Below are 23,355 nucleotides of genomic sequence, written 5' to 3'. Positions count from 1 at the left end.
CATGGGACGGAGCTCAGATCTGCTTGACGCACCGGGCGACGCATGGTTCATCTGCCGCGTCGCTGCTCACGTTGCTTGAGACTGGGAGCGGGTAGCCATCGATTGACGTGGATGATTTGTTCCTCACATCGAGGACATCAGCGGGCTTCAGGCGAGCGCTGACATGACGCCATGACTGGCGTCACGCAGGGTCTTTATCAATCAGCAGCGGCGTGTCGCGCACCGTTCCGCGGCACCACTGCTCACCTGAAGGCAGTGCGGCAGCGACGAACACCTGTAGACGGCGGAGGGCGCGAGCTCAACAACAAACGGAAGAGCGACTGACCACAAAGCACCATACCAAGGTGCAGCGTGGAGGGTCTGGACTCAAATTCACAGGTTTCAGCTCGACAAAACCTGCCCAGCGGTCTGACCTGGAAAAAGATCGCGCGGAGCCGGAGCGGCGCGTCGGCGTAGCGCCCTTTGCAGCGCTGTTGCAGCGCTGCAAAGCATTGACTTGGCTGACATTGATCGTGCAGCATCGATCTGCCCGGATCGGGCACGTGAAGCCAGGGGTTCCTACCGGAACACGGCTCGACACCAGCTCAGTGGCCCCACCGGGCATCCTGGGGCGCGTTCTTGCAGCACTGCGGCACGGCCATCAATTCGTGGTGGAAAACCACCCATGCCGGCCCTTCCCGATTCGACCGAGCAGGGAGTTCACTCGGAATGACCACGTTCACCGGCCTTCCCGCGGGCAATGACCGGTAACACCGCCGCGGCGAGCTGGCGCGAGATCGCCGATGCTGAATGGGCTCTCCTGAGTGGGTCCCGGCGTCACCTGGCCGTGTGGGCAGTGCTGCTGACGACCGCGTCGCTCTGCGGTGTGGCGGCGGCGGTCCTTCTCGGGCGCTTCGTCAACGAGGCGCGACAGGGACGGGTCGACGCCATGCTGGGGGCGGCCCTGGCCATGGGCGGGCTGATGGTGATCTCCGCGCTGGCCCGGACGGAATCGACGCGCAACATCGAGGTTGCGATCGCTGCCGGGGTCGCTCGCTTGCGCCTGGAGACGTTCGCGCTGCTGCAGCATAAGGACATCCCGGCGATGACGAAGCTAGGCTTGGACGAGATCTACCATCGCCTTACCGACGGCATCACCGCCATCCGGGAGGCGATGCGCCTGCTACTCAGCGATTTTGCCTTCAACGTCGTCGCCGCCATGATCGGCCTGCTGGTGGTGGTGAGGATCGATCCGCTGATTCCGGTCATCTGCGGTGTGGTGTACCTGCCATACATCGTGGTCCGCCGCCGTCTGATGTTCCGGCTCGGACAGCACTGGAACGGGCAAACCGCCCTCTACCCGGCGATCGGCGGAGTCATCCGCGAGGCGGTGGAGGGCGTACGTACGGTCAAGAATCACGCCGCCACCGACATCGAACTCGCGAAACTGGACCGTGCCCAGGATGCGTACCTCGGTGCCGTCCGGCGTCATCTACGGGCCCTCGGCGTTGGTGGGTTCCTGAACCACGTCATGTTCCTGGTCCCCGAAGGGCTGGTGTATCTGTACCTGGGTCGGCACGTCATGCGTGGTGACGCGTCGATCGGCGACCTGCTGACGGTGGTGGCGCTGTTTCCCTTCTTTCGCCAGGTCATCTGGCATGCCTCCCGGATGGCCGCGCACCGGCACGAGCACGGTATCCATCTGGCCCGGCTGGCCGACCTGCGCTCACTGCGCGACGCGGCCCATCTGTCCACGGCGCACCTGCCGGCCCGTTCAGAGGCCCTGCGCGGCGAGGTCGAGCTGCGACAGGTCTCGGTGAACATGGACGGGCAGGCCGTACTGTACGACGTTGACCTGGTTCTGGAGCCGGGCAGCCGGCTGGGCGTCGTAGGGCTCAGCGGGGCCGGGAAGTCCACCATCGCGAATCTGCTCATCGGGCTGATCCAGCCGGACACGGGCGTGGTACTGGTCGACGGCCGGCCGCTGCACGACTGGGACATCGACGACCTGCGCCAGCAGATTTCCTACATCACCCAGGAGATCTTCCTGCTCAACGGGACGGTACGGGACAACCTGACGTACGGCGTGCCGGTGCCCCGTGACGAACGGCTCTGGGAGGTTCTCGGTCAGGCCGACCTGATCGCGTTCGTGCGCGGCCTGCCGGAGCAGCTCGACACCGTCATCGGCGAACGCGGCGTCAAGCTGTCCGGCGGTGAGCGGCAGCGCTTGTCGATCGCTCGCGCCTACCTGCGCGACCCCCGGATTCTGGTCCTCGACGAGACGACCAGCGCGCTGGACAGCGACTCCGAACGCCGGGTCCGGGAGGCGCAGGACCGGCTTGCCGCCGGCCGGACCGTCATGGTGATCGCTCACCGGCTGATCACCTTGCGCCACTGTGACCGGATCCTCGTGGTGGAGAACGGCCGGGTGGCGGAACAGGGCCGGCACGACGAGCTACTCGCGGCGTCCGGTACCTATGCCCGGCTGCACCGCAGTCAGTTCTCGCTCGCCCCGGAACGGCATACCTCATGATCGATCGACGGTGGAACAGTGTGCTGCCGGTCCTCGCCGCGCAGGAGGCCGTCGCGCTCGCGGTGCCGCTCGTTGCGGGTCTGGTGGTGGGCGCGCTGGTGGATGGCGACAGCCGGGCTTTCTTACTGGGCGCGGCAGCGCTGGTCGTGCTGCCGTTCCTGGACGGCCTGATGTTCTGGCGCTGGGAACTGGCGCAAGGGCTGGCCGCCGAGGACAGCGGGGCCGCGTTGCGCCGGCGACTTCTTGCACACCTGATGAGCCTGCCGGTCCCGTGGTTCGCCGAGGCCCGTACCGGAGCGGTGCTCAGCCGGGCGACCAGCGACGTGAAATTTCTCGTCGCGAACCATCGGGTGCTGTTCGAGGCGGTGCGTGGCCTGCTTGCCGTGTCGGTGGTGGCGGTGATCCTACTGGCACAACATCCGCTGCTGCCGCTGGTTCTGGCGGCGACGATGATTCCGTTCGCGATCAACCTGCGTCTCGCCACCCGTACTGACGACCGCGCCTCGGTCGATGTCGTGGACGGCGCCGACCGGATGCACGAGTACTTCCGGGAGCGGCTCGACATTCTGCCGCTGACCCGTTCCAGCGGCGCACGCCGCTGGGAACTACGCGAATGTGAGCGCATGGCACACGACGTGGTGCTCGCCGCCGACGTGGCCAAGGCATCGGTCGATGCCCGCAACGCTGCCCGCATCGGATCCCTCGAGGCGACCGGCCGGATCGCGTTGCTGATCGGTGGAGGGCTGCTGGTGGTGCACGGCGAGATCGGTGTCGGCGCCTTCGTGATGGCGTACGGCTACACGTCGCGTGTCTCGAAGGCGGTCGTCGACTGGAACGCTTGGCACCGGCAGCGCGGTGAGGCCCGAGAGCGGCGCCAGCGGATCTCCGCGGTGTTCAGTGCCGAACCGGAGCCCACCGGCACCACACCGGCGCCGGACCTGGTCGATGTCATCGATTTGCGCCAAATCCGCGTCGACCATCCCGGACGGCCCGCGGTGCTTGACGTGCCGGCGCTCACCTTGCACCGCGGGCAGGTCGTGGCGGTGGTGGGGGCTAGCGGCGGGGGCAAGAGCACTCTGTTGGACGTCCTGTCCGGGCTCATCCGCCCGGATCAGGGCACGATCGTCGTCGACGGATCGCTTACGTTGGAGGAGGTCGACCGGGAGCAGTGGCGCCGGCGGGTCACCTACATGCCGCAGTTCCCCTACTTCTTCACCGGCTCACTACGGGAGAACTTGTACTACGGCCACCGCGCCGAGCCGGACGAGGATCGGACCGATCGGCTGGCCGCCGAACTCGGCCTCGATCCGGTACTGCAGCGCGCGGCCCAAGCGCCGGGCGGCGCCCTGCCCCGCGCGGCGTTGTCGGGTGGTGAGCGCCAGCGGCTGTGCCTGCTACGGGCCTGCCAGTCGCAGCGGCCGCTGATGGCGCTGTTCGACGAGCCCACCTCCGCGCTCGACTCGCTGACCGAGGAGAGGGCCATGAAGGTCATCCGGGACCTCGGCGCTGCGGGGCCGGTGGTCTTCGTGGCACACCGGCTGTCGACGTTGCGCTACGCCGATCGGGTGCTGTTGCTTGACGGCGGGCGGCTCGTGGAGGACGGCGACCCTCAGCAGTTGCTACGCCAGGGCGGCGTATTCGCGGCGATGTGCGCCCGGGAGCTGGAGCCGTGAGGCCGCACGGGCCCGCCAGCGCCGGGCGCTCACCGATTCCGGCTCAGCGTGCGGGCTGTGAGCGCGTCGCCTCTACCAGGGCCGCGGCGGCCGCCTGGAAGACGGACAGCGGGATCGGGGCCAGGCCCGCGCCGATCTGGCCGATCGCCGGATCCCGGTGCACCAGTCCGGTATTGATCATCGGCACGATGCTGGCATCGATGACCCGGCGCACATCGATGCCCTGTGGAATGCCGGGGAATCCGGCCATCGGCAGCCGGTACCGGCCGCTGCGGGTCACGGTGATCCGTTCCATGTCGCGCTCGCGCTGGCGTACGTCGTCGATGTCCAGCCCGAGGTGGGCGGCGACGACCGGGCTGGCGGGCAGGGACAGCGCGCCCAGGCCGACGACCTCGGTCACACACGAGTCCCCCATGATCGGCAGGACGTCGCCGGGGTCGAAGCCGGAGAACAGGACGGTGTGTCCGACGGGGGCGTCTGCCGTAAACCAGCGGTCACCCAGGCCGCTGACCCGGATACCGACCCGGCAGCCGTTGGCGGCGATGGCGGTGACGACCGGGCTTCCGGGGACTCCGTGCACCGAGTCGGCAAGAATCCTGGCCGCCGCCATGGTGAAGGTGCCGAAGAATTGGGCGTCCATGTTCATCCACCGGAAGACGCGGGTCAGCCGGTCCGACTCGACGCCGTTCCGTACGGCCCCGGCAAGGAATTGGATAAGGAATTGATTGGTTGCAGCAACGGACCGACTGTGACATTCATCGCCATGCTCCAGTGCGGAGCGGATTATCCGGCTGATGTTCAGCGACGTTCCCTGGAATGCTGAATTGATGACCGGTAAAGCTTCGGCGAGGATCCACCGGATGCGCTGAATTGTACGTTCGTCATGGGATCCGAACCTCAGACAGCGGCCCGCACCCTCACTCAACGGGCTGAAAGCCGTACGTCCTGCGGAATCCGTGGCGACGACCACCGGCGTGGATGCTGAAATGATGCCGGTCATCGGCCCGACCGCATTAAAGTCATGCCCCGGCATCAGCGTGAGCGCCTCCTTGTCGAGGAGGCGCGCCGCTTCCGAAGGGGTGTCGGCCTGCCTCTCCAACAGCAGCGCCCCGATGAGGGCACTACGCGTTGGACCTGGCAGTTCACCCGCTTCGATCGGCGGTCCGGCATGGAGGAAGGTACGTGGGCCGAGATCCGGGCAGACCGTCGCGGCACGCTCGATCCTGGTGAAAGAAACCTGCGCTGCGTCCCAGTGCTCGACGCCATACGTCTCGTTGGAAATGTGCATGCTGAACCTTCTTGCATTGGCGGTCGGTGTCGTTCCGATGGTGTTGCACGGGCACACGGAAAGTCAACCGAACATTGTCGTCAATTGTTTCCGAGGGATGGGACGAGTGGTTGACGTCGATCCGGCTGTGGGATTAACTGGCGCCTGCCATAACGGCCCATGCCGATACGGTCAGCCGCCATTAGCGGCATAGAATCGCCAGTCGAATCCGCGGGAGCAGTCGTGAGCGAGGCGAGTCCGGGAGTCAGTTTCGGGTTCAAGACACCACAGCAGTCAACCTCGTTCGACGAACTCGTGCGTCTCTGGGCGGCCGGGGACGCCGAGCCGATCTGGGAACACGCCTGGCTCTACGACCACTTCCAGCCCGTCAACGCCGATCCCGCCGGCCCGTGTCTGGAAGCGTGGACAACGCTGGCCGCACTTGCCACCCACACCCGGCGGCTGCGAGTCGGTGTCCTGGTAACCGGCAACACGCACCGCCATCCCGCGGTGCTGGCCAGCATGCTCGCCACGGTCGACCACATCTCCGGTGGCCGCGTGGACTTCGGCTTCGGCGCCGCGTGGCACGAGGCGGAACATCAACGGATGGGAATCGACCTGCCGTCGCCCGGCGTGCGGTTGGCCCGCTGGGACGAAGCCTGCACCGTCGTGCGGCGGCTCTGCACCGAGGATGAGGTGTGGTTCGACGGCGTCCACTACCGGCTCGCCGGAGCACGGCTGAACCCGCGTCCTCCACGACAGCCGACGTTCGTGCTGGGCGCGACCGGACGGCGCGCACTGGCCGTGGTGGCCCGGCACGCCGACGTGTGGAACGCCGGGACGAGCCAGCCGGCCGCCCTGCGCCGCGGCATCGCGGTGCTCGCCGAGCGATGCACAGCGGCCGGGCGGGACATCGCTGACGTGACTATCTCGGTCCAGGTGCCGGTCGTCGCGGCCGACCTAGGCGCCACCCGCCTCTGGACCGAACGCCTGATCAGGGCGGGCGCCCGTCACATCGTCCTGGAGCTACCCGCCCCCGCCGGGGCAGCGCTGCTGCCGCGGCTGGCCGCCGAAGTCGCCCTGCCCCTATCCCACACCGCACCGATCAGTCTGGGGAGTATCCGATGAGAGCCGTTCCCGAGCGGGTGACCGAGTCGATCCGGCGTGCCGGGCGACTGGCATTCCCGGCCTCCTGCGAAGACCCGACCGGCCCGCTGCTGGCGGCGCTGGCTGCAGCCACCCCGCCGCATGCGCGGATTCTGGAGCTCGGCACCGGAGCCGGGGTGGGTACGGCCTGGCTCGTCAGCGGCCTGACCGGCCGTACCGACGCCACTGTCGTCACGGTCGAGATCGACACCGAACTGGTCGCCGCCGTCCGCGAAGCCGGATGGCCGCCGTACGTCGAGATCGTGGCTGGCGACGCCGAGCCGCTGTTGCCGGAGCTGGGCCGGTTCAATCTCATCTTCGCCGACGCGGTCGCCGGCAAATGGACCGGCCTGGACCGCACCATCTCCGTGCTCGCACCTGGCGGCGTCCTCGTCGTGGACGACATGGACCCGGCCCGCTATCCGGATCCGGAGCACCGAGCCACGGTACGGCGCGTCGAGCAGACCCTGGCCGAGGATCCACGCCTGGCCTCGGTCCAGCTGCGGGCTGGAACCGGCATCACCATCGCCACCCGCTGCCACCAGTGAGCCCTTGTGAGGAGAGAGCCATGACGTCGATACCAGCCACCCTTGAGGAGACCGCCGCGCCGCCGGCCGACCTGGCGTCCCTGTTCGCCGGCATGGCACTGATCCGCGAGTTCGAGGACCGCCTGCTCGAGCTGCGCAAAGCCGGTGAGGTGGTGGGCCCGGTGCACCCGTACATCGGGCAGGAAGCCATCGCGGTGGGGGTCTGCGCAGCCCTGGGCGACGGCGACTCCGTGGTCAGTCACTACCGCGGGCACGGGCACGCGCTGGCGCGTGGCGTCGACCTCAACGGACTCACCGCCGAACTGTTCGGCCGGGCCAACGGTGTCTGCGGAGGAAAGGCCGCCGCATTGATCGGCGATCCGCGGCGTAACCTGCTGATGTCCAGCGGCATTGTCGGTGCCGGCATCCCGGTCGCCGCCGGGGCCGCGATGACCGCCCAGGTCCGTGGGGACAGCTCGGTGGCCGTGGCGTTCTTCGGTGACGGGGCCCTGGGCAGCGGCGTGGTGCACGAGACGCTCAACCTCGCCTCGGTGCAGCGCCTGCCGCTGGTCCTGGTCTGTGAGCACAACGGCTACCAGGCCGGCAACCGCACCGAGGACATCTACCCCGAGGTATCGGTGCTGCGCATCGCTGAGGCCCATCGCGTTCGCGCGGTGGCGGTCGACGGCAACGACGTGCTGGCGGTCGCGGCCGCGGCCCGGAGTGCGGTCGCCGCGGCCCGGGCCGGTGAGGGACCGACGTTCATCGAGGCCCGCACCTACCTCACCAAGTTCCACCTGCAGTTCGAACGGCCGTCGCCGGAGGTGCGGCCCCCGGACGAGCTGGCCGCGTGGCTGCAACGCGACCCACTCACCGTGGCACTGACCCGCGCCGCCGAACTCGACATTCACCTCAGCGCCGAACCGCTTCGGGCCGAGGCCCGTGCACGAGTGGAGCAGGCCGTTCAGGCGGCCCGATCGGCGCCCTGGCCGGCCGCCGCCGAGGTCCACACGCACGTACTGGCGGGTGCGGCATGAACGAGGTCGGACTGCTCGATGTCGTGGTGCAGGAGGAGTTCGACCGGGACCCCACCCTGGTTTTCCTCGCCACCAACAGCCCCGCCGCGCTGCGCGGACGCTTCGGAGCCGACCGGGTGCGGATCTGCGCCATCTCGGAACAGGCCATGGTCGGCATGGGCGTAGGCGCCGCGATGAGTGGGCTGCGGCCGATCGTCGACCTGAACCGGGCCTCGTTCGGCCTGCTCACCATGGACCAACTGGTCAACCACGCCGGCCGGATGCATTACCAGAGCGGCGGCGGCTACCGGGTGCCGATGGTGGTGACCGCGGCCACGCGTGGCCGACAGCAGCTCGGCCCGCAGAACGAGCAGTGCACGTACGGGCTGTTCATGCAGACACCCGGCTTGACCGTGGTGGTTCCGGGCTCACTTGCCGAGGCGTGTGGCCTGTTGCGTACCGCGGTGCGGTGGCCCGGTCCGGTGCTGTACTTCGTCGCGCCGGAACTCAACCGGCAGCGCGGTCTCAGCGCCGCTCTCGGCACCCCGCCGCTACCATTCGGCGTCGCGGCCCTACTACGACGCGGCGACGCGGCGACGATCGTCGCGATCGGTGGAGCCGTGCCGGTGGCACTTGCCGCCGCAGAGTCGCTGAGCAACGCCGGTACCGATTGCGACGTGCTCGACCCGCGCACCTTGGCACCGCTCGACGTGCCGGCGATCGCGGATTCGGTCGCCCGGACCGGTCGACTGATCGTGGTCGACGACGGGCCGCGTTCCGGGGCCCCGGTGCAGATCCTCGGCCGCCTCGCCGAACGCCCGGACGCTCTGGCCGCCCTCGGTGGCCGGGTCGGTTTCGTCTGCCAGCCGGACGTGCCGGTGCCTTCCTCGCCGGCGCTCGAGGACCTGACCTGGCCTACCGAACAGCGGATCGTCGACGAGGTCCGCCGTCTGCTGGACGCCGACGGGTGACCGGCCCGGCTCTGCGGGCAGCCCACGGGCAGCGGCCGGTGGACCGGCTGCATCGTCAGTCGGCCTTCGCGGTGCAGCACCGGGCCGACGAAATGGCCCGATCGGGCCGCGAGATCTTCCAGCTGGGACTCGGCGAGCCTGACCTGCCGACCCCGTCGTACATCGTGACCGCGATGGCCGACAGCGCCCGCCGCGGCGACACCGGCTACACCCAACCAGCCGGCGACCCGGCGGTACGGTCACGGCTGGCCCGCCACTACAGCGAGCGGCTCGGTCACCCGCTCGGGCCGAACAACATCCTGCTGGTGCCCGGCAGCAACATGGCGTTGCACTTCGCGCTGCTCGCCCTGGCCGAGCCTGGAGACGAGGTGCTCATCCCGGATCCCGGCTATCCGGTGTACGCCGAGTTGACCCGCCTCGCCGACGCCGTACCAGTCGGCTACCGGCTACGTGCCGAGAACGGCTTCCAGCCCGACATCGCCGACCTGGCCGCCCTGCTCAACGCCCGGACCCGGTTGATCGTGCTGAACAGCCCGCACAATCCGACCGGGACGTCTCTGCCGGCCGGGTTCGGGCCGCGGCTGGCAGAACTCGTCGGCTCGTACGACTGCCACGTGCTGCGCGACGAGGCGTACCGATCGCTGAACTTCGACGGTGTGGACGCCGACCGGGAGTTGTCGGCGTTGCCGGCGGACCGGGTGATCGTCGCCGAGACGCTGTCCAAGAGTCACGCCATGTGCGGCTGGCGGGCCGGCGTCGTACTGGTGCCCGACGCGCTGGCCGCCGATTTCGCGGTGTTGATGACCAACACCAACTGTTGCATGCCTGCGTTCGTCCAGCAGGCGCTGGTGCCGGCATTGACCAGTACCGAGAGCCAGCGGGTCGCCGCCGGGTACGCGGCCGTCCACCGCGAGCGTAGAGATTTGACCGTCCGGCGGCTTCGGGCGATGCCAGGGCTGTCGCTGGTGGCCCCCACCGGCTCGCTCTACGCCTTCCCCGACATCCGGGCCACTGGACTGTCCGACGGCGAGTTCGCGCAACGGCTGCTCGAGGAGACCGGCGTGGTCGTCATGCCGGGGCACATCTTCGGGACAGGCGGCCAGGGATACGTCCGCGTGGCGTTCACCCGTAGCCCACAGCAGCTGACGGCGGCCTTCGACCGGATGCACCTGTTTCTGCAGCGCACGATGGAGGAGAGATGACCGGATCAGCCGTGCTCACCGACCGCGTCCGGTGTCTCAGCGCACTCGACGAGTCGGCTGTCCTGCCGGGCCGTTATGAACTGCTCGACGCGGACAACGCGACCCTGCGGCTGCGTGACATGGCCGGCCGGGAACGCGAGTGCACCGACCTGATGTCGGCGTACGCGTCGGTCAATTTCGGTCACCGCAACCCGTTCATCGAACAGGCGCTGCGCCGTTCCTCCGACCTGGCGGCCCTGTTCCACGTGCCCGAGGCCGAGCAGGTCGCGGCATGGCTGTGCGGACGTCTCGGCCGCGCGACTGACCGGCGGGTTCTGTACCAGGTCGGCGGCAGCTTCGCCGTATCTACCGCGCTGGCCCTGGCCCGCCGTCACCGTCCCGGGCGGGTACTGGCCATCGAGGGCGCGTTTCACGGTCTCGGCGTCGACGCGGCCGCCGTCACCACCGTGCAGCGGGAGTTCTCGTTGCAGGACACCGGACTGCCGGCACTGGTCGCCGGGGAGGTCCGGCATCTGCGGGTCGGTGAGGTGCCGCGTGACTGGACCGGGGTGTCGTGCCTGATCTTCGAACCGGTGCAGGGTGCCAACGGCTACGTCCCGTTGCCCGCCGACTGGCTGCACGAGCTGGTCATGACGGCCCGGGCGGCCGGCGTGGTCACCATCGCCGACGAGATCCAGTGCGGGTTCTACCGACACGGAACGCTGAGCCCGTCCACGGCCGCCGGCCTCGACGCCGACATCACCCTCTACGGCAAGTCGCTGACCAACGGAATGTACCCGCTGTCCGCGGTGGTGTATCGCCGGTTCCTGGAGGAGAGGGCCACCGCCCCGGTCTACCTGGCGCACACCTTCCAGACCGCAACGCTCGGGCCGGTAGCGGCCGCCCAGGTGTGCCGCTACATCGACGAGAACGACGTCGGCGCGATGGCCGGCGCGGTCGAGACCCAGCTGAGCCGCCTCGCGGAGCATCTGACCAGCCACGGCCTGGCCCGTCGGGTGTACCTGACCGGGCCCGCGCTGTCGTTCGAGCCACTCGGGGTGAGCAGCCGGGACATCGTCCGGCGGGCATTCGACGACGGCGTGCTCGTGTTCGCCGGCGGCAGCCACGGCGAGCGCATCCGGATCGCCCCACCGTTGACCACGCCGGCGGCTCAGCTGGCCGCCGCGATCACGACCATCCGCTCCGCGCTGCCCGGCTGAGGACGCGGACGTTCCAGAAAAAGGAGAGCACTGTGGACCGCAAGCAGTTCTACCGTGAGGTGACCGGCTTCCTGACGAAGGTGAGCGCCGAGAACGGCACCCCCGGTTCCGGCACCGAGGCGCTGGCAACCGACATCGGCGAGGACAGCAACCTGTTCGACCTGGGCCTGATCAACTCGTTCACGGTGATCCGGATGATCGTCTTCATCGAGGACCTCACCGGCGCTCAGATCGACCTCGCCGAGCACGACCTGGAGACCTTCTACACCCTGCGCGGGCTGTACACCGTTGCGAACGGTGCCGACCAGTGACCGCACCGACCGTTGCCGACCGTGACGCACAGCTGCGGCGACGGTTCGACGGGCTGGGATGCGCCCAGCTCGCCGACGCCGCCGGGGAATTCGTCACTCCGCTGCGGCTCGACCTGCGCCCGCGCAACGGCCGGCCGCGGCTGTGCGGACCGCTGTTCCCGGTCGTTACGGCCGACGACATGCTGCCCTGCCTGCAGGCGCTCGCCTCCGCCCCGGCCGGGTCGGTGCTGTTCCTGCACAACACCACGACGCCGTCCGAGGCGCTGGCCGGTGACATCTTCGTCACCTCCGCCGCGGTGCAAGGGCTGGCCGGCATCATCGTCAACGGCGCGGTCCGCGACCTCGCCGACCTGCGCGACATCGACGTTCCGGTCTTTTCCACCGAGGTCACCTTCGTTTCGGCGCGGACCACCGCCACCCGCAGCGAGACGGTTCCAGCGGTTGTCGATATCGGCGGCGCCACGCTGCGGCCAGGAGACTGGATCTTCGCGGACGAGGACGGGTTCCTCGTCGTCGAGCAGCATCGCGTCAGCGCCGCGATCACCGCCGCCGCGGTCCTGCGGCAGCGCGAGGACGGGCTCAAGGAGGCGATCCGCGATACCGGGCGTACGCTCGCGGACCTCACCGATTTGACCGGCTTCCTCAACGGCGAGGCCGACCTCGGGTTCGTCCCATGACGGCGGTCCGCTCCGGGCCACCCGATTCCGAGCTGCGATTCGATTTCGCCGATCTACGATTCCAGCAGGACCCCTGGCCGCTGTACGCCTGGCACCGCGAACACCAGCCGGTGCACTGGTCCGAACCGCTGGCCTCGTACGTCGTTGTCGGCCATGAACACGTGCGGCGGGCTCTCACCAGCGCCGACTTCACCGTGTATCACCCGTTCCGGGTCAGCCGACGGGCCTTCGGCCCCTCGATGCTCGACACGGACGGGCCGCGACACGCACCGGCGCGCCGGTGCGTGTCCAGCGTGCTGCGGCCGCGTGCCGTCGACGCGCTGGCACAGGAGGTCATCGCTCCGATCGCCCGGCGGCTGGTGACCGCTGCGGTCCGTGACGGTGATCCGCACCTGGCCGACAGCCTCGCCCGGGATCTGCCGATGCGCGTGGTGTGCCGGGTGATGGGCCTGCCCGAGCAGGACGCGCCGGAGCTGCACCAGATGATGCGACCGCTGGTCGCCTACGTCGATCACGACGAGGTACCACTGGCGGAGGTGACCGAGCACCGCAGGCACATCCGTGACTACTTCCACGACGCGCTGGTGCGCGGTACAGGGGACGGAGCCCTGTTGTCGGCGATGGTCGCCGAGGACAGCTTCGACCGTACTGATCTGGTGAACAACGCGATCCTGCTGCTGGCCGCGGGCACCGAGACGACCGCCGGGGCGATCACCGCGCTGCTCGCCCGGGTGGTCAGCGAGGACGGACTGTTCGACGCGCTGCGCGCCGACCGTACCCAGGTCCGTGCGGTGGTTCAGGAGACCCTGCGGCATGAACCGCCGTTGCACGTCACCCTCCGGTTCGCCGCGAAGGATCTCACCATCGCCGGCACCGACCTGCCCGCCGGAGCCCCCGTCCAGGTCTGCCTCGCCAGCGCCAACCGTGATCCGGAGGTCTTCGCCGACCCGGACCGCTGGGATCCCGGCCGCCCCGCCCGCACCAACCTGTCATTCGGGGTTGGCCGGCACATCTGCCTGGGCATGGGCCTGGCCCAGGCAGAACTCGAGGTCCTGCTGGAGGTGCTGCTCGATGAGCTCCGCTCGTTGGAGGCGGACGGCGCCGTCCCGGCGATGCGCGGCCGGTCCTTCCGGCACGCGACCGGCTTACGGCTGCGCTACCGGCTGGCCCCGGCCTCCGACGGGGTGGCGCCGTGAACGATGTCGCCATCTGCGAGTACACCTGGCGCGGTGACGCCGGGCTCGGCGGCGAGGAGCTACGGGCGTTCCGTGATCTGCTGCCCTACTGCTTCCCGCCCGGCAGCGTCTGGCGCTGGGCCGGCACGGAGGTGCCCGTCGTCCATTTCACGACGCGGACCCCTGAGGAGGTGCGGCTCGTCAACGCCCGGCTGGACGCCGTCCTCGCGCGCACCGGCGAACGACAGCGGTCCGGGCCGGCCCGCACCCTGCTCGACCAGTGGGATGCCGAGATAGGGGGCATCGTCCTCGACCCGCCGGACATCCGGCGTGTCGGTCCCGGGCTCGACGTCATCGGTCCCGGCCCGGCCCTGCTGTTGCAGGCGGTGGACCGGGTCGCCGCCGATCTGGCGGCCCGTCTGGGTGCCTCGGAGTACGTGGTGCCGCACCTGGTGTCCTGGGACACCCTGGAACGGGGCGGCTACCCACGCACCTTCCCGCAGCACGTGACGGCCTGCGCCGTGGTCCGCCCAGAACTGGAGGCGCTGGACGGTTTCGCGGCCGCCACCAGCGCCGACGAACGGGCGCGGCACCTCGAGCCCGCGCCGGTCACCGTCTCCCCCACGGTCTGCCTGCACCTGTTCGCCGCGTATGCGGGACAGACCCTCGACCGCCCGGTGATCGCCACCGCCCGCCAGTCGTGCGGGCGCTTCGAGGCCGGCGCCGCCGGCGTCGCTACCCGGCTCTGGTCCTTCACCATGCGCGAGATCATCTACATCGGGGACGGTAGCGGCGCCCGCCAGTTCCGCGACGAGATGCTGCTGCACCTGAAGGACCTGATCCGGGAGCTGGGGCTGCCCGCCCGGCTGACCGGCGCGAGCGACCCGTTCTTCACCATCGACCGCTCGCAGCTGGCCTCCTACCAGTCGACCTGGGACCTGAAACAGGAGCTGTGCGGACGGATGAGGGAGGACTCCTCCTCGGTTGCGGTCTCCTCAGTGAACCTGCACCACCAGCACTTCGGTAAGAGCTTCGAGATCACCCTGGCGGACGGCAAGGCCGCAGCGTCCACCTGCACCGGGTTCGGACTGGACCGCTGGGCTCGGTGGCTGCACGGGCACCTGGGGCCAAACCCCGCCGACTGGCCGGCGCCGCTGCGCCGGGCTACGAACGCCTGAACGCCCCCGCCGGCCGGGCGTCGGTCCGGAGAAGGAGACACCCCAGATGACCATCGAGAGCCTTTCCGGCCTGGAGCTGCGCGCCCTCGTAGCAGCCAGGGCGGTGACCGGAATCGTGGATGCCACGGTCACGGTGCGCCGCAAGCGTGGACCGAACGCCATGGCAAGCACGCCGGACCCGGGCCCGGCAGTGACCGGGCCACCAGCCCACATCGACGGGCTGCCCCTGCGCTGGCGATCCGGCGCTCCCCGAACCCTTCAGGCGGCGCTGGCCCGGGCGGCCGCCGAACCCGGCCGAGGCCTCACCTACCTGCAGACCGGCCAGGCACCGTTGTGTCAGACGTACGAACAGTTGCGCAGCGCCGCCGGTCGCATCGCCGCGGGCCTGCGCCTCGATGGGCTGCCGGCCGGCGCCCCGGTCATCCTGCAGACCAGTGACAACCGATCGTTCCTGACCGCGTTCTGGGCCTGCGTCGTCGGCGGCTTCGTGCCGCTGCCGGTCGCTGTGCCTCCGTCGTACACCAGGGACAGCATGGTGGTCCGCCGGCTCCGGCACGCGTGGGAACAGTTGGGCCACCCCCTCGTACTCACCGACGACCACCTGCAGGAGCGTGTCGCCGGGCTGCGCCGGCTCTGGGACGTCGATGATGTCCGCACCGCGTCGGTCGACCGTCTGGGGGACACACCGCACGAGCTGCACCACCCGGTGGCAACTGACGACACAGCCCTGTTCCTGCTCACCTCGGGCAGCACCGGGGCACCCAAGATCGTCCGGCACACCCATCAAACGCTCTGCGCCTTCCTCGAGACCACCGCCCAGGCGCACGGGCTCGGACCGGACCAGGTCACCCTCAACTGGATGCCCCTGGACCACGTCGGCGGCATCGTCATGTCGCACCTGCGCGACGTGGGACTGGGCTGCGAGCAGGTCATCGCCGGGGTCGACGACTTTCTCGGCGATCCGCTGCGCTGGCTGGACTGGGCGCACGAGTACCGGGCAACCAGCACATGGGCGCCGAACTTCGCGTTCTCGCTCGTCAACCGGGCTCTGCAGGAAAGTTCACCGGAGCGGCAGAACTGGGATCTGAGCACGCTGCGGTTCATCGGCAACGGCGGCGAGGCGGTGGTCGCCGCGACCGCTCACCGCTTCCTGCAGTTGTTGGCGCCGTACGGGCTGCCGCCTGATGCGATACGGCCGGTGTGGGGCATGTCCGAGACGTCCTCCGGGGTGGTCTTCTCCACACTTTCCGGAACTGACAGCGGCCACGGGGTGGTAACCGTCGACAAGCACACTCTGACCGGGCAGGTCCGTGAGATCGCCCCGACGCAGCGGGGCGCGACCACCCTGGTCGAGGTGGGTGTTCCGGTGCCGGGAGTCTCGGTGCGGATCGTCGACGAGAAACGGGCGGTCCTGCCGGAGGGCTGGGTGGGCCGGCTGGAGGTTCGTGGCGCCACCGTGATGCCCGGCTACCACGGCAACACCGAGGCGAACGCCGTCTCGTATGCCGACGGCTGGTTCTCCACCGGCGATCTGGCGCTGGTCCGGGGCGGTCGGCTGATCATCACCGGCCGGGAGAAGGACACGCTGGTCATTCGGGGTGCGAACTACCTGTGCTTCGAGATCGAGGCGGTGGTCGGCGAGGTGGAGGGGGTCCTGCCCACCTACGCGGCCGCGTGTGCCGAGCCCAGCGCCGCCGAAGGCACTGACCAGCTGGTGGTCTTCTGCGCTGTCGCACCCGGTCACCTCGCTGTCGCGGACGCCGTCGCGCATCGGGTCAGCGCGCACGTCGCGAAACACATCGGCCTACGTCCCGGCCGGGTGATCGCCGTGGACGCCGCCGAGTTCCGCAAGACGCCGAGCGGGAAGGTACAGCGCGGCGAAATGCTCGCCGATCTGTACAGTGGCCGCCTGGCACACCGGGAGTTGCCCGCCGACGAGAACACCGGGGATCCCGAGGCTCCCTGGCTGTACGAACCGGTCTGGCAGCCTCTCCCGGCGGTGCGGGAAGTACCGGCCCCGGGCGTCCACGTGGTGCTGGCGGCGCAGCCGGTAGTCGCCCATCTGCGCAGTGACGTGCGGCTGCCGGCGGTGATCGGGGTTTCGCCGGGAACGCGATGGTCGAACAACGGCGACGACTACACCGTCCGGCCCGGTGACAGCGACGATCTCGCCGCGTTGCTCGCCGACGTACGCCGCCGGCACGGCCCGATCGCCGGGATCGTGCACGGCTGGACCGCCAGCCCGGCGCCGGTGGCCGTCGCCGAAAATCTGCGGTTGTCCGCCTACACTCTGTGTGCTCTCCTGGCGGCCGTCGAGAAGGCGAGCGCCACAGACGTACGCGTGCTGGTCGTGTCCCGCGGCGCGTACTGGGTCCGGCCCGGCGACCGGGTGTCGCCGTGCATCGCGACCCTGGAAGGGCTGGTCCGCACCGCGTCCGCGGAACGGGCTTGTGAACGAATCCGGCTGGTGGACCTGCCACCCGCGGCCCCCCGGCGAATCGCCGAGATGATCGTGACAGAGCTTACCTGCGCTGATGAGGCCGAGGTCGTGGCCGTCCGCGACAACATGCGCCTCACCTGCCGAATACGGCCGCTGGACTCCGGAGCCCCGGCCACGCCCGGCTCGGCGCTGCCGATGTACCTGCTGGCCGGCGGCGCCGGCGGCATCGGCATCGAGTTGGCGCGATCGCTGGCCGCAGATTCGGCGGCGGTGTTGCTGGTTACCGGGCGTAATCCCGACGGCGAGCGCCTCCTACGCGAGCGGGTGACCGGTCCGGCAGTGATCGAGTACCACGTCGCCGACGTTACCGACCCCACCGTACTGGGCGACCTGGTCGCCGACGCCGAGCGTCGGCACGGCCGCCGCCTGACCGCGGTCCATCAACTGGCCGGCGCCGACGTGATCGACCACTGGCGACAACCACTGGCTCACACGCTCACCCGGGAGACGCCGGAGGAACTGACCCGGATGCTCCGCCCCAAGGTGTACGGCACTCTGGCGCTGGCCGAGATACTCAACGACCGTCCGCAGACGCTGCTGGTGCTCTGCTCCTCGGTCATCGGCCACTTCGGTGCGGTCTCCTTCGGCGGATACGCGGCGGCCAACAGCTTCCTGCGCGGATTCGCCGATTATTGGGGCCGCGAACTCGGCCGCCCGGTGCGGTACGTGGCCTGGAGCCAGTGGCGTGACACCGGCATGAACCGCGACGGTGACGCGTCCGCGGCGACCCGGCGCGGCTTCCGCGACATTCCGCCCGCGCACGGCGTCGCGCTGCTGCAGGAGATCGTCTCGGGTAGTGCCGGGCACGTGCTGGCCGGCCTGGACGACCACAACGAGCGGCTCACCTCCGACCTCGATCCCCAGGCGTACCCGCGGCTCGAGGTCGTGGTCCGGTTCGCCGACGATGCGGCACGGCCGGTCGATCCGGCGCGCTTACATGCCGCGGTGCATGACCGGCTCGGCGACGACCGGATCACGGTACGGGTCGAACGGCGATCCACCGGCGGCAGGGCGACAGCCCGTACGAGCGAGGCCTCGCTGTCCGGCGCAGGAGAATCAGACGGCCTCGTGGCAGGGGTGATCGAGGCATGGCGAAGCGTTCTGGGACAGTCGGACATCGGCCCGGGCGACGACTTTTTCGAGGTCGGTGGTACGTCCCTGGACGCCGCCCGACTGATCGACAAGATCAATTCCGGAATGGGTATTCGGCTGTCGACCCACGACCTCTACGAGAACCCGACCGCCGGGGACCTGAGCCGGCACATCGAAAGCGTGAGGTGACAGACGTGGAGACAGTCGGCATCCGGCAGATCGTGGCTACAGGAGAGCGCTCCGGCGACGCCCCGGCCACCTGGGGCCAGCGGTACATGTGGGACATCGTGCAGGCCCTGGCGCCTGCCGACGAGCATCTCAACGTGCCGATCGTCGTGCCGGTGCCGTCCGGGCACACTCTCGACGAGGTACTCGCCGCGATCGAGGTCATGATCGCCGCCCATGAGTCGTTCCGTACCCGGTACGCCGTAGAGGACGGACGGCTGCGGCAGTGGTTCGCCGGCTCGGAGCCGATCCCGGTGACGCTGTATCGCAGTACGGAGGTTGATCTCCGTGCCGCCGCGAGCGCGCTGGCCAAGCGCATCGCCGGGCAACGGTTCGCTCTCGACACCGACCTTCCGACCCGAGCGGCGGTGCTTCTGCATAATGACGTGCCGGCTGCGGTGGTCCTGGTCATCTCGCACATCGTCGCGGACGGGTGGGCAATCAGCATGATCGCGCCGACCCTGCGCCGAATTCTGCGGGAGGGCAGAGGCGGCACCGGGCCCGCACCGGTACAACTGGTGGAACAGGCCGCCTACGAGCAGTCCGAGGCGGGAGCCCGGCAGAACCAGCGTGCGCTGGCCTACTGGCGGCGGATGCTGGAGCAGTTCCCGGCGGTCTATCCCGGCGACGGCGAACGCCCCGCCGCAGCGCCACGCTATTGGCAGGGCGCCCTGCGGACACCGCGAGGCTTCACCGCCGCCCGGCAATTGGCCGAGGCGGCGCAGGTATCCGTCCCCACCGTGCTGCTGACCGCCTTCTGCCAGGTACTGGGGACGACCACCGGCCTCTCCCAGGTCCCGCTCATCATCCGGGCGAGCAACCGGATGCGACCAGAGACCACCGATGTGATCGGCCACTTCTCCGAAGCGGTGCCGATCCTGATCGACGTGACGGGGAAAAACTTCACGCAGGTACTGCGTCACGCGCATGTCCGGGCGCTCTCCGCCTATCGGTACGGCCACCACTATCCGCCGGACGTCATCGACCTGCAGCGTGCGATTGCCGCGGAGCGCGGCACTGACGTGGCGATGCGAGTGGCTCTGAACAACCCGTACGTTGCACCGCGCGGCGCCTTCGAGGTGGCCCCGGAACACGACCCTGCCGGCCGGCAGCACAGCGAGTTCGTGTGGATGGACAAGCGGGAGACGGAGGCGATCACCGCATACGCCAACGTCTGGCCGGAGGCGCACATGTTCTCCATCTTCGCGGACACCACGTTCCTCGATCCGGCGGCCATCGAGAACTCTCACTGGCAGCTGGAGAAGGTTCTCGTCCAAGCCGCCGCCGCGCAACGGTAAGGTCCGTCCGCCCCCTGACGGGCGTTGGTGCTGCGCCAGCGCGGCCAGCCTGTCGGACCGGACAACATCCGGCGATCGGGTGTTGTCAGCTGACGAGCGTTGGCGTGGCGTGAGGCAGGGGCGCTGTCTTCCTGTCTCACGCCATGCTGAGCTGCCCCGGCGGCTCAGCATGCTGTGATGACCGTGGAGGAGGCCTCATGGCAGCACCGAAGTATCCCCAAAAGCTTCGCCGGCGTCCGTGCGGTCATATCGGGAGTCTCGTCCCAGCGCGGGCAATGTCGACCGAGCCCACCCGAGCAGCGGCCTCGGCCACCGTAGTACCTGCGGCACCGCGAACTCGTGGACGTAGCTGTGTCGCCACCTATGCACGTGCCTCCGGCTTGCCTGCCGCGGCATTTACTGAGCTTTCGGGGAAACTTCTACTGACCAAATCGGGGAGATACTGAAGGATGCGCCAACCACTACCGAGTGCTGCCCGGAGTGCAACAGCCTTGGTTGGACCGTAGTCACCTGACTCCGACCGCCTCGCCGCCCCTACCCGGCTGAACGTGAGTACACGTGCTCCCGGACATGGCGCCGAGCGGTCGGCGGCTTCCTTTTTGTCCGGCGCTGAAATCTGCACCTTGTCAGCACTATCGCGGTACTCGATACGCCGTTGGATGCCACGCTGACTGAACTCGCGATGGAGTCGATTCTCGCCGGATCGGCCAACTTGCACGGACCGCTGGCCAGACCGTTCTCAACTGTGGTGGCGGACATAGCGAGGTCGGCGTCAGCGCCGAGAAGATGACTCAAACCGGCGAAGGATGATGATGGCAGACGTGCATGAGGTGGTGCCGTTGTACGTAGACGGCGCCGTGAACCGGAGTCGTTGGTTGCGGTGGCCGAGGACCGCCGTCGCGTACGTGGACCGGCGTGCCGCGTACGCGCGGGCGCTGGTCAGGTGAGCAAGACATTCGGCGCCCGCTTGCGGCAGTACCGGCAGGCGGCCGGGCTCACCATGGAAGAGCTGGCAGAGGGGTCCGGCGTCAGCGCCCGCGCGATCAGTGACATGGAACGTGAGCGCAGTCTCGCGCCTCAGCGACGTACCGTCCAGGCGCTGGCCGAGGCGTTGGGCCTGCCCGAGCCCCGGCGATCGGCCTTCCTCGCCGCGGCAAGAGCCGGACGCCCGCGAGTGGTGCCGCAGGTATCGGCGGGCTACTGTGCGCTGCCGCGCCCGGTCCCCGACTTCATCGGCCGGGCCGGGGAGCTTGCCCGGCTCGCGGCGGTGGTGGCGTCGGCTGAGCCGCGGCCGGGAGTCGCGCCGGTCGTGACGGTGTCCGGGACGGCCGGAATCGGCAAGACCAGTTTGGCGGTGCAGGCGGCTCACGTGCTCGGCGCGGCGTTCCCCGACGGCACGTTCTTCCTCAACCTCCGGGGGATGGACGCCCATCCGCTCACCGGTGGGGAGGCGCTTACCCGGCTGCTCGGCGCGTTCGGGGTGCGCGCCGACCAGGTCCCGATGCACGAGCCGGATCGTGCCGGGATGTACCGCGATCTGCTACGTGACCGGCGAGCGCTGGTCGTGCTGGACAACGCCGTGGACGAGGCGCAGGTCCGGCCGCTTCTGCCGGGACCGGGACCGTCCTTGACCGTGATCACGAGTCGTCGGCTGCTGGCCGGCCTGGAGGGCGTCCATCGGCTCAACCTGGCTCAGCTGCCGGCCGGCGACGCGGCCGTGCTGCTGCGGCGCATTCTCAGTGATGACGACTTCGTGCGAGAACCGGACGCCATCGACGAAGTCGTCGAACTGTGCGGTCGGCTGCCTCTTGCTCTGCGTATCGCCGGCAACCGGCTGTCGAGTCGGCCGCGATGGACGTTGCGGGATCTGACCAACCGGCTGATCGACGAACGTCGCCGTCTCGACCAGCTCGTCGCCGGAGATTTGCGGATCGCCGCGGCCTTCGGCCTGTCGTACGAGCAGTTGTCCTCGCCGGCCCGCCGGCTGTTCCGCCGCTTGGCGCTCGTGACCGGGCCGGACTTCGACGGGCGGCTGGCTGCCGTACTCGTCGGGGCCGACCCGGACGAGACCGAGGACTACCTCGAAGAACTCGTCGAACTCAGTCTGCTGCAGGCCGAGACGGACAGCCGATATCGATTCCACGACCTCGTCCGCCTGTTCGCTCGAGAACGGCTGACCGAGGAAGAACCGGCCGTCGAACGCGACGCCGCACATCGCCGTATGGTCGACTGGCTGCTGGACGTCGCGGTCGTGGCCGGCCGCTGGTTCGACCCTGAGTACGGCGGAACCGCATCCGTGGCCGGCGGCGTGGCGCTGAATGACAGCGACACGGCCCGCACCTGGCTCGAGACCGAGGTGGACAACTGGTTCCCGGCATTGTGCTCGGCCGCGGACACCGGACGCCATACCGACGTCATCCGACTCGCCGAGGCCCTGCACTGGTTCTCCGACCGCTGGACCCATTGGGGGCACTGGCACGAGGTGTACGGCCTGTCCCGTGCCGCTGCCGCCGCGCTCGGTGACACCCGTCTGGAGGCGGTACACCTCAACTATCTCGCCTGGGCACAATCCGTGATCGGCCGGCACCGGCAGAGCGCAGCGTCCGCCTTGGCGGCGCTCGACCTCGCACGCTCCGCCGACGACGGCACCCAGCAGGCGTGGGCGCTGAACTACGCCTCCGCCGCGTATTTCCGCTTGGGCGAGTTCGGCCCGAGCGTACGCTACGCCCAGGAATCCGCCGATCTGTTCGAAGCCCTAGGAGACGCCGACGGCTACCTGCAACCTATCGCGTTCAGCGCCGTGGCCCTGCTCGCCGCGGGCCGGCCCGCCGACGCGCAACCGTTCGTCCAGCGGGCCCTCGCCATCCTCGACGATCCGGATTCACAGGTCTCGCCTCAGGTGGCGGTGATGACCCGGCCTCTCACCCTGTGGCGAGCCGGCCTGGTGCACCGCGCACTCGGCGAATCCGTCCAGGCCGCCACATGTCTGCGGGAGGCGTACGACCTGCTCCATCGTGAAGGCGTGCCGACGATGGAGATCCGCGTGCTCGTGGAGCTGTCGGCAGTGCTGTCCGGCCTCGACGACCTGCCGGCGGCGGCTGCAGCCCTCGACACCGCTGCGTCCCTTCACGAAACGCTCGGCGCTCACGGGCCGGCCGCGGAACTTCGGGCGCAGCGGGCGGCACTCCTGGGCTGAGGACACCTCGACGTCGCGGATCATGTATTGGCTGACTCGGTCGGCGGCGCGGTGGACGTTGCACAACTTGTAGACAGCCACGATGGGGTCGCTGTTCCAGGGGGCGGGTTTGCCGGCGACGCGCTGAGTTCCCGTCGGCGGAAGGCGGAACGCACTGCCAGGTCACCGATGGCCACCCCGACTCCGACGA

At 69.3% G+C, this 23,355-nt stretch carries 16 protein-coding genes; 15 read left to right on the top strand and 1 reads right to left on the bottom strand.

What is annotated here, in order from left to right; translation table 11 throughout:
* Window positions 1-739: 739 nt before the first annotated feature.
* Window positions 740-2,512 (top strand): ABC transporter ATP-binding protein, encoded by a 1,773-nt coding sequence (locus BC793_RS37220; RefSeq protein WP_109601211.1) that lies wholly within the window; start codon window positions 740-742, stop codon window positions 2,510-2,512.
* Between the two features lie 20 nt (window positions 2,513-2,532).
* The gene (locus BC793_RS37215; protein ID WP_158319489.1) at window positions 2,533-4,185 is read left to right on the top strand and encodes an ABC transporter ATP-binding protein; all 1,653 of its coding nucleotides are present in this window, start codon (window positions 2,533-2,535) and stop codon (window positions 4,183-4,185) included.
* Between the two features lie 43 nt (window positions 4,186-4,228).
* On the opposite strand, the gene BC793_RS37210 is transcribed toward BC793_RS37215, so the two are convergent.
* A complete protein-coding gene (locus BC793_RS37210) occupies window positions 4,229-5,473 on the bottom strand; it encodes a YlbE family protein (protein ID WP_109601207.1) in 1,245 nt (414 codons plus the stop codon).
* Between the two features lie 222 nt (window positions 5,474-5,695).
* Between BC793_RS37210 and BC793_RS37205 the strand changes: the two genes are divergently transcribed.
* The 13 genes from BC793_RS37205 (at window position 5,696) to BC793_RS37145 (ending at window position 23,165) form a co-directional block, all read left to right on the top strand.
* Window positions 5,696-6,580 carry an LLM class flavin-dependent oxidoreductase gene (locus BC793_RS37205; RefSeq protein WP_158319488.1) on the top strand — a complete coding sequence of 295 codons (885 nt, stop codon included), beginning with the start codon at window positions 5,696-5,698 and terminating at the stop codon, window positions 6,578-6,580.
* Window positions 6,577-7,146, top strand: coding sequence for an O-methyltransferase (locus tag BC793_RS37200; RefSeq protein WP_109601204.1), 570 nt, complete (start codon window positions 6,577-6,579; stop codon window positions 7,144-7,146). Before BC793_RS37205 ends, BC793_RS37200 begins: the two co-directional genes overlap by 4 nt.
* A 20-nt stretch (window positions 7,147-7,166) precedes the next feature.
* Window positions 7,167-8,162, top strand: a complete 996-nt coding sequence (locus BC793_RS37195) for a thiamine pyrophosphate-dependent dehydrogenase E1 component subunit alpha (RefSeq protein ID WP_109601202.1) — start codon at window positions 7,167-7,169, stop codon at window positions 8,160-8,162.
* Window positions 8,159-9,112 (top strand): alpha-ketoacid dehydrogenase subunit beta, encoded by a 954-nt coding sequence (locus BC793_RS37190; protein WP_109601200.1) that lies wholly within the window; start codon window positions 8,159-8,161, stop codon window positions 9,110-9,112. Before BC793_RS37195 ends, BC793_RS37190 begins: the two co-directional genes overlap by 4 nt.
* Before the next feature lie 38 nt (window positions 9,113-9,150).
* On the top strand, window positions 9,151-10,314 hold the full coding sequence (locus BC793_RS37185) for a pyridoxal phosphate-dependent aminotransferase (RefSeq protein WP_146246626.1): 1,164 nt from the start codon (window positions 9,151-9,153) through the stop codon (window positions 10,312-10,314).
* Window positions 10,311-11,513 carry an aminotransferase class III-fold pyridoxal phosphate-dependent enzyme gene (locus tag BC793_RS37180; RefSeq protein ID WP_109601196.1) on the top strand — a complete coding sequence of 401 codons (1,203 nt, stop codon included), beginning with the start codon at window positions 10,311-10,313 and terminating at the stop codon, window positions 11,511-11,513. Before BC793_RS37185 ends, BC793_RS37180 begins: the two co-directional genes overlap by 4 nt.
* Before the next feature lie 32 nt (window positions 11,514-11,545).
* A complete protein-coding gene (locus BC793_RS37175; RefSeq protein WP_109601194.1) occupies window positions 11,546-11,824 on the top strand; it encodes a phosphopantetheine-binding protein in 279 nt (92 codons plus the stop codon).
* A complete protein-coding gene (locus tag BC793_RS37170; protein ID WP_109601192.1) occupies window positions 11,821-12,501 on the top strand; it encodes an RraA family protein in 681 nt (226 codons plus the stop codon). Before BC793_RS37175 ends, BC793_RS37170 begins: the two co-directional genes overlap by 4 nt.
* Window positions 12,498-13,697: a cytochrome P450 gene (locus BC793_RS37165; RefSeq protein WP_109601190.1), complete on the top strand. Its 1,200-nt coding sequence runs from the start codon at window positions 12,498-12,500 to the stop codon at window positions 13,695-13,697. The genes BC793_RS37170 and BC793_RS37165 overlap by 4 nt, the downstream gene beginning before the upstream one ends.
* Window positions 13,694-14,854, top strand: a complete 1,161-nt coding sequence (locus tag BC793_RS37160) for a class-II aminoacyl-tRNA synthetase family protein (RefSeq protein ID WP_109601188.1) — start codon at window positions 13,694-13,696, stop codon at window positions 14,852-14,854. The genes BC793_RS37165 and BC793_RS37160 overlap by 4 nt, the downstream gene beginning before the upstream one ends.
* A 46-nt stretch (window positions 14,855-14,900) precedes the next feature.
* Entirely contained in the window at window positions 14,901-18,635 is a 3,735-nt protein-coding gene (locus BC793_RS37155; RefSeq protein WP_109601186.1) for an SDR family NAD(P)-dependent oxidoreductase, read from the top strand.
* Window positions 18,636-18,640: 5 nt separating this feature from the next.
* Window positions 18,641-19,969: a condensation domain-containing protein gene (locus BC793_RS37150; protein ID WP_109601184.1), complete on the top strand. Its 1,329-nt coding sequence runs from the start codon at window positions 18,641-18,643 to the stop codon at window positions 19,967-19,969.
* 943 nt (window positions 19,970-20,912) lie between these two features.
* The gene (locus tag BC793_RS37145; RefSeq protein WP_109601182.1) at window positions 20,913-23,165 is read left to right on the top strand and encodes an ATP-binding protein; all 2,253 of its coding nucleotides are present in this window, start codon (window positions 20,913-20,915) and stop codon (window positions 23,163-23,165) included.
* The last annotated feature ends 190 nt before the right edge of the window (window positions 23,166-23,355 follow it).

This window comes from Actinoplanes xinjiangensis, from assembly GCF_003148685.1.
Taxonomy (GTDB): Bacteria; Actinomycetota; Actinomycetes; order Mycobacteriales; family Micromonosporaceae; genus Actinoplanes; species Actinoplanes xinjiangensis.
Note: the sequence above shows the minus strand (reverse complement) of the source record. Positions and strands in the feature narration are given on the sequence as shown.